The sequence below is a fragment of the Klebsiella spallanzanii genome (assembly GCF_902158555.1).
GTDB lineage: Bacteria > Pseudomonadota > Gammaproteobacteria > Enterobacterales > Enterobacteriaceae > Klebsiella > Klebsiella spallanzanii.
Window position 1 is genome coordinate 138,918 of record NZ_CABGGS010000006.1, and the last position, 7,542, is coordinate 146,459.

The following is a 7,542-nucleotide window of genomic DNA, read 5'->3' on the forward strand; positions in this document are numbered from 1 at the left end:
TTACTCACTTACAAAAAATGACCTTAGCCGCCGAATACTTAGTGCGCTTGATCCCAGTTTTCCCCACTTCCGACTTCCACCAGCAGCGGAACGGCCAGAGTCGTGCAGCTTTCCATCAGCTCGTGGATCTTTTTCGCCACGGCTTCAAGATCGTCTTTATACACTTCAAAGACCAATTCATCGTGTACCTGCATGATCATCCGCACGCGCGGTTTTTCACTTAATAACCAGCTATCTACAGCAATCATTGCGCGTTTAATAATATCAGCAGCGGTACCCTGCATCGGGGCGTTGATCGCCGCGCGCTCGGCACCAGCGCGACGCGCGCCATTGCTGGATTTGATATCCGGCAGATAGAGACGGCGACCATCAAGCGTTTCAACATATCCCTGCTCTTTTGCCTGAGTACGCGTGCGCTCCATATACTCCAGCACGCCCGGATAGCGTTCAAAGTAGAGATCCATGTACTTTTGCGCTTCTTTGCGCGGGATATTGAGCTGTCGGGCAAGACCAAATGCGCTCATGCCGTAAATCAGGCCAAAGTTGATAGCTTTAGCGCTGCGACGCTGTTCGCTGCTCACGCTTTCAAGCGGCAAACCAAAAACCTCTGCCGCAGTCGCACGGTGGATATCTTTCCCCTCCGCAAACGCGGTTAGCAGGCCGTTATCGCGCGACAGGTGCGCCATAATGCGCAATTCAATTTGCGAGTAGTCGGCGGAAACAATGAGATAATCTTCCGGAGCAATAAACGCCTGACGAATACGGCGTCCCTCTTCGTTACGTACCGGAATATTCTGCAGGTTCGGATCGGTAGACGATAGACGCCCCGTTGCGGTAACCGCTTGATGATAGGAAGTATGTACCCGGCCCGTTTTCGGGTTAATCATTAACGGCAGCTTATCGGTATAGGTCGACTTGAGCTTTGCCAGGCCACGATATTCAAGGATGACTTTAGGCAGCGGATAGTCCAGCGCCAACTCTTCCAGAACCTCTTCCGATGTCGATGGCGCGCCGCCAGGCGTTTTCTTCAGTGGCTTAATCCCTTGTTTCTCAAACAGGATAGTTTGCAGCTGCTTCGGCGAAGAGAGATTAAATTCTTCACCGGCGATTTCATAGGCCTTTTGCTCCAGCTCAATCAGTCTCTTAGCGATTTCCTGAGAATGCGCATGTAGCACCGTCGGATCAATCTTCACACCGTTGCGCTCGACGCGGGAGAGTACCGGCACCAGCGGCATTTCGATATTTTTAAATACGTTCAGCGGCCCTTCACTTTGCTGAAGCTTCGGCCACATTTTCAAATGCAGCTGCAAAGTGACATCAGCATCTTCCGCCGCATAGCGACCCGCTTCTTCCAGCGCGATTTGGTTGAATGTGAGCTGGTTCTTACCTTTTCCGGCAATCTCTTCAAAGGTAATAGTTTTGTGCTTCAGCCAACGTTCGGAGAGGCTATCCATATCATGGCGACCCGCCACGCTATCGAGAATATAGGATTCAAGCATGGTATCGAAGGCAATACCGCGCAGTTCAATGCCATAGTTGGCCAGGATACCGCGGTCATACTTGAGGTTTTGCCCAACCTTCAGAGCATTGTCATCTTCCAGAAGCGGTCTCAGCAGTTCCAGGACGCGATCCCGTGGGATTTGATCTGGGGCATCCAGATAATCGTGGGCGACCGGAACATAGGCCGCAATACCCGGCTCAACGGCGAATGACAGACCGACCATATTAGCCGAGACGTTATCAAGGCTGTCGGTCTCGGTATCAAAAGCAAAGAGCGGCGCTTTCTTTAGCTTTTCGATCCACATCGTCAGCGTCTCTTCATCGAGAATCGTGACATAGTTTTCAGAGGAGAGAGCTGTCGCCGTTTCCTCTTGTGTATCGCTCGTATCAGCAACTGCCTCTACCGGCTTCGCCGCTGGCTTAGAGCCTTTTGCCTGCATCCACTTGCCGGATTCAACATCAGTTATCCAGCGTTTGAATTCATATTTTTTAAACAGCGTCAGCAGTTCATCGGCAACAGGTTGTTCGACCTGCAGTTCTTTACAGCCCAGCTCCAGCTCAACATCCGTTTTAATCGTCGCCAGCTGATAGGAGAGGTATGCCACCTCTTTATTTTGTTCCAGCTTCGCTGCCATCGTTTTAGCACCACGGAAGCTCAGCGCGGCGATTTTTTCAGGCTCAGCATATAACGTATCAAGACCGCCCAGTCCCTGTAGCAATGCCTGCGCAGTCTTTTCTCCCACGCCCGGCACGCCAGGAATGTTGTCCGATGAATCCCCCATCAGAGCAAGGAAATCGATAATTAGCTCCGGCGGTACGCCGTATTTCGTCACAACTTCATCCGGGCCAAGGATGGTATTGGTCATAGTGTTAATCAGGGTAATACCTGGTGTAACCAACTGAGCCATATCTTTATCACCGGTACTGATCAGCACCGGACGGCCCATCTTTTCGGCTTCACGTGCCAGAGTACCAATGACATCGTCGGCTTCTACGCCGGGAACAGCCATCAGCGGTAAACCCATCGCTTTCACCATGGCATGCAACGGCTCGATCTGCGCACGTAGATCGTCCGGCATCGGCGGACGATGAGATTTATAGTGCTCAAACAGTTCATCACGGAAAGTCTTTCCCTTGGCATCAAAAACGACGACCGCATGGGTCGGTTGATACTGCAGGATCAGGCTTCGCAGCATATTCAGTACGCCATACATTGCGCCTGTCGGCTCGCCTGCGCTGTTGGTCAACGGGGGAAACGCGTGATATGCCCGATAAAGGTAAGAGGAGCCGTCAACGAGGATGAGAGGGTTTTCTGGGATCTGAACCATAATTTCCGTGCCTGTTTATCAGATTATCGGTAAAGGATGCCACAGACGGGCATTAAATCCTGAATTTTTCCCGCATTTCGTCGAAAAGATTCATTGATCCTGACGATCGCGCCATCACTTAATCTGTGGATAACTTTGTGAATAGTTTTATAACGATAACCAAACAATCATTAATAAAATAGTCTAAACGTAAATTAACACATATTTATCATGGCGTTACAAACACATAGCTGACTTTAATATCGTCCTGGTGACTCAATGTTCCATGTGGATATAAGATCCGAAAATTTTTCTATTCTGGTAAGACCCGTCATTTGCTGTATTTTCTGGTAAAATCAGCCTCTTGCGCTGTTTAAATGCGTTCTTTGTCAGTCTAACTTTCTGAATAAATTAACTATGTCGAGATTACTCGCCGCGATAACGCTCCCGCTGAGTATCGCCCTTACCATCGTAGTCACCATAGTCTGCTCCGTGCCAATAATCGTCGCCGGGCTGATTAAACTTCTTGTGCCTATTCCTGCGGTCTGGCGCTCGATCTCTGTTTTCTGCAATTTCATGATGTATTGCTGGTGTGAAGGGCTCGCGCTACTGCTATACCTTAATCCCTGGCTAAAATGGGATGTTCAGGGCCTCGAAGGCCTGAATAAGAAAAACTGGTATCTACTTATCAGCAATCACCATAGTTGGGCAGATATCGTGGTGCTTTGCGTACTGTTTCGCAAACATATCCCAATGAATAAATACTTCCTCAAACAGCAACTCGCGTGGGTGCCGTTCATTGGGTTGGCCTGCTGGGCGCTGGATATGCCTTTTATGCGTCGCTACTCCCGGAGCTATTTAATTCGCCATCCAGAACGCCGTGGCAAAGATGTTGAGACCACTCGTCGTTCCTGTGAGAAGTTTCGCTCTCACCCAACAACCATCGTTAACTTTGTTGAAGGTTCACGCTTTACTGAAGAAAAACAGCATCAAACTCGCTCGCCTTACAATAACTTATTAGCGCCAAAAGCTGCGGGCATCGCTATGGCATTAAGCGTGCTGGGTTCACAGTTTGATAAGCTGCTTAATGTGACGTTATGTTATCCGGAGAACAACCAAAGGCCGTTTTACGACATGCTAAGCGGCCGACTGACGCGGATTGTCGTACGTATCAATCTCGAACCTGTTGCTGAAGATCTGCATGGCGACTACGTGAATGACAAAAACTTTAAGCGCCGCTTTCAGCGCTGGCTAAATTCACTGTGGGAAGAAAAAGACCGTCAGCTCACGGAGATAATGCATCGGAAAGAAAAGTGATTTTGAGGGTAGAATACAACAACGCCGGTCAATGACCGGCGTTTGTTTTTTTATTTCTTCTCAACTAACTGCTTAACAGTATCGGCATACTGAGCAACAAATGCATCCATGTTGCTGGTATCCATCCCCTGCGGGTTGAGCTGATATTTACCGTTGACATACATTGCTGGTACACCCTGCAGCTGGAAGTCAGCGGCAGCTTTCTCCTGCTGAGCAACCAGGGATTTCACCACGAAGCTGTTCCATGCAGCATCGTAATCTTCACCTTTCACACCGGCATCAACGAAGACCTTGCGGATATCGGCTACGGTCTGCACAGTCTGATTTTTCTGTACCGCTTCAAACATCGGAATGGTGATCTTATCTTCCACACCCAGCGCCATTGCTACGGCCCACGCCTGAGTCAGGTCCTTGCCTAGCGGGCCCAGGAACTCAACGTGGTATTTAGTCATTTTGACGCCTTCAGGCAGCTTTTTCTTCACGTTATCTGACACATGAAGCACTTCTTCGAACTGGTAGCAGTGCGGGCAGTAGAACGAGAAGAACTCGAGCACCTGAGGCTCGCCAGCAACTGGCTTATCAAGGGTAATGTACTGCTTACCGTCGGTGATCTGGGCAGCGGATGCACTAAAAGCCAGAATCATACCAGCCAGCGCCAGCCAAATTTTTTTCATGATTAACTCTCTCCTGGATATATCACATTAATACATTGGCGTTAACTGAAGAGGGGGTTCCTGCAGAACCTTCACCTGCTCAAGAAAAGTTGTTGTCTGCCCGCGCCAGTAATCTTCCCCGGTTAACCATGGGAAGTTTATGGGAAAAGCAGGATCGTCCCAGCGCCTTAACAGCCACGCCAGATAATAAACTAACCGCATTGCGCGTAAAGGTTCGATGAGGGCGATTTCATCTATATTGAAAGAGCTAAACTCTTCATATGCCTCAATGATCATCTCAAGCTGTATTCGCTGCTCGGATTTATCGCCGTTCAACAGCATCCAGAGATCCTGGATAGCGGGGCCATTGCGTGAATCATCTAAATCAACAAACAGAGGGCCATCGCGCCAAAGGATGTTTCCTGCATGGCAATCACCGTGCAAACGTAAAATATTAGCGCGCCCGTGCCATTGCGCCATTACCGCATCGATCAGCTTATCGGTAGCGTTGAGAAAAGCTTCTTTCAGGCTAGCAGGTATTAGTGGTGAAAGCTCAAAGACCTGCCGTGGCTCAAGCAGATACTCCTGAGTACCCATTTCCGGACGAGCGACAAAACGCTGCTTGCGACCCGTTTGATGCATGCGGCCAAGATAGCGCCCAACCCATTCCATCTGATCGAGATTATCCGCTTCAAACTGACGCCCCCCCAGGCTTGGAAACACCGCGAAAAAGAACCCCTGATGCTGGTGAAGGGTACTTTCGTTAAACGACAATGGCGCAGCAACGGGTACTTCGTCCTGAACGAGCTGAAGGGAAAACTGATGTTCTTCGAGGATTTGTTCAGCGGACCAGCGCTCAGGACGATAAAACTTCACCACATAGCGGCGACGATCTTCGTCCTGAAACTGGTAAACGCGGTTCTCATAGCTGTTTAGCGGGGTAAGACCGGAATCTACCCGCATTCCCTGATCAAATAAACCATCAATGATGGTATCCGGGTGAAGCGTCTGAAAAGTGAAGGCCTTATCGTGCATCCTGACTTCCGATAATCGTACGAATGATTCAGGATATCATCTCATTGCCCCTTCCGCGGCAGCGCTTACAACCTTTTACTCTTTAATCACACCGCGAGCGCGTAACAATGCGGTTTTGAAATCTTCTTCATAATCTTTCTGAATACCAGGAATAACGGCCTCTTTTTCAGAGTCGCGCATTTTTAGATGATAAATCAGAATATCATCGGAAAGATCGCTCAATTCGCCAACATAACCGGCTTCTTTCGCCAGTTTTTGCAAGAATTGAATTAAATTCAGTTCAGGTTCTTTCTGCCAGGCTGGCTGGAGGAGTTCAATGACTTCATTCAGGCGTTTACATTTCATAGCTATGCTCCTTACTCTTGATAAGAACACGTTAGCAGGGACAATCCCACAATGAAAGAGGCGATATTGATATGCAAGTCAGGGTAATAACCGGTGTTGTGCTGGCGGGAGGAAGAGCCACACGCATGGGTGGGATAGATAAAGGATTGCAGCGGCTAAATGGTAAAGCCTTGTGGCGTCACGTCGCCGACTCGCTAGAACCTCAGGTAACAAACCTGGTGATTAGCGCTAACCGCAATCTTGATAGCTGGCAAAGCAGCGGCTACCCGATTATTACCGACAGCCTGAACGACTTCCCTGGCCCACTGGCCGGGATGCTCTCCGTTATGCAACAAATCGAGAGCGAGTGGTTTTTGTTTTGCCCGTGCGATACGCCATTTATCCCCTCATTTCTTGCCGAGCGCTTAATACAGCAGAAAAAATCATCCCCGGTCGTTTGGGTTCATGATGGTGAGCGCGACCATCCGGCTATTGCTTTAGTTAATCGAGAGGTGATTGCAGAACTGGAAATCTATCTGGCCGGGGGAGAGCGGCGAGTAATGGTATTCATGCGTAAGATTGGTGGGCATAGTGTTGATTTCAGCGATGTAAAATCAGCCTTTATTAACGTAAACACTCTTAACGATTTGCAGAGTATGCAGGTGCAATCATGATTCCTCTTTTGGCTATCTCTGCCTGGAGCGGTACAGGTAAAACAACGTTGTTGAAGGCGCTGATCCCGGCATTATGTGCTGAAGGTCTACGCCCGGGGCTCATTAAACATACTCACCATGATATGGACGTGGATAAACCCGGCAAAGATAGCTATGAGCTACGTAAAGCCGGGGCTGCTCAGACAATTGTCGCCAGTTCACAACGCTGGGCATTAATGACGGAAACACCTGATGAACCAACTCTGGACCTTGTCTGGCTGGTGAGCAGAATGGACGCATCAACGTTAGATTTAGTGCTAGTTGAAGGTTTTAAGCATGAATCTGTGCCAAAAATTCTGCTTTATCGGCAAAAAAACGGACATAGCTTAGAAGAGTTGGTGTTTGACGAGCACGTGATTGCGATAGCCAGTGATATTCCTGTCGAAACATCACTTCCACTGTTAGATCTGAATGATATTCAGCAGATAGTCACTTTTATTATGCAGTGGTTAAAGAGGCTTAAATAAGCATCCGGTAGATATTTCAGATATAGCCATGTGCAATTATCCTGATATATTTATCGCTATTTGCGGACTATAAAAACGCAAAAAGCCCATCCGTCAGGATGGGCTCTTCACTTGATTGATGCCTGGCAGTTCCCTACTCTCACATGGGGAGACCCCACACTACCATCGGCGCTACGGCGTTTCACTTCTGAGTTCGGCATGGGGTCAGGTGGGACCACCGCGCTAC

General features: G+C 48.9%; 7 protein-coding genes and 1 rRNA gene. 3 read left to right on the plus strand and 5 right to left on the minus strand.

All coding sequences use genetic code 11. The features are described 5' to 3' along the window. Positions 1-38: 38 nt before the first annotated feature. Entirely contained in the window at positions 39-2,828 is a 2,790-nt protein-coding gene (gene polA, locus FN082_RS09060; RefSeq protein ID WP_139537219.1) for a DNA polymerase I, read from the minus strand. A gap of 396 nt (positions 2,829-3,224) precedes the next feature. On the opposite strand from polA, the gene FN082_RS09065 reads away from it, so the two are divergent. Beyond that, positions 3,225-4,124 (plus strand): acyltransferase, encoded by a 900-nt coding sequence (locus FN082_RS09065; RefSeq protein ID WP_139537218.1) that lies wholly within the window; start codon positions 3,225-3,227, stop codon positions 4,122-4,124. A gap of 50 nt (positions 4,125-4,174) precedes the next feature. Here FN082_RS09065 and dsbA read toward each other — a convergent pair whose 3' ends face one another. The 3 genes from dsbA to FN082_RS09080 all read right to left on the minus strand — a co-directional run bounded on the left by dsbA (position 4,175) and on the right by FN082_RS09080 (position 6,157). Continuing rightward, positions 4,175-4,798, minus strand: a complete 624-nt coding sequence (gene dsbA, locus FN082_RS09070; protein WP_139537217.1) for a thiol:disulfide interchange protein DsbA — start codon at positions 4,796-4,798, stop codon at positions 4,175-4,177. 27 nt (positions 4,799-4,825) lie between these two features. Further along, complete coding sequence (locus FN082_RS09075) at positions 4,826-5,812, minus strand: serine/threonine protein kinase (RefSeq protein WP_142981471.1); 987 nt, start codon at positions 5,810-5,812, stop codon at positions 4,826-4,828. Between the two features lie 75 nt (positions 5,813-5,887). Then, on the minus strand, positions 5,888-6,157 hold the full coding sequence (locus FN082_RS09080; protein WP_139537215.1) for a YihD family protein: 270 nt from the start codon (positions 6,155-6,157) through the stop codon (positions 5,888-5,890). 71 nt (positions 6,158-6,228) lie between these two features. On the opposite strand from FN082_RS09080, the gene mobA reads away from it, so the two are divergent. Both mobA and mobB read left to right on the plus strand, forming a co-directional pair. After that, positions 6,229-6,810, plus strand: coding sequence for a molybdenum cofactor guanylyltransferase MobA (gene mobA / locus FN082_RS09085; RefSeq protein ID WP_139537214.1), 582 nt, complete (start codon positions 6,229-6,231; stop codon positions 6,808-6,810). Then, complete coding sequence (mobB, locus tag FN082_RS09090) at positions 6,807-7,316, plus strand: molybdopterin-guanine dinucleotide biosynthesis protein MobB (protein WP_139537213.1); 510 nt, start codon at positions 6,807-6,809, stop codon at positions 7,314-7,316. The genes mobA and mobB overlap by 4 nt, the downstream gene beginning before the upstream one ends. A gap of 120 nt (positions 7,317-7,436) precedes the next feature. On the opposite strand, the gene rrf is transcribed toward mobB, so the two are convergent. Further along, positions 7,437-7,542 (minus strand): 5S ribosomal RNA (rrf, locus tag FN082_RS09095); the annotation flags it as partial.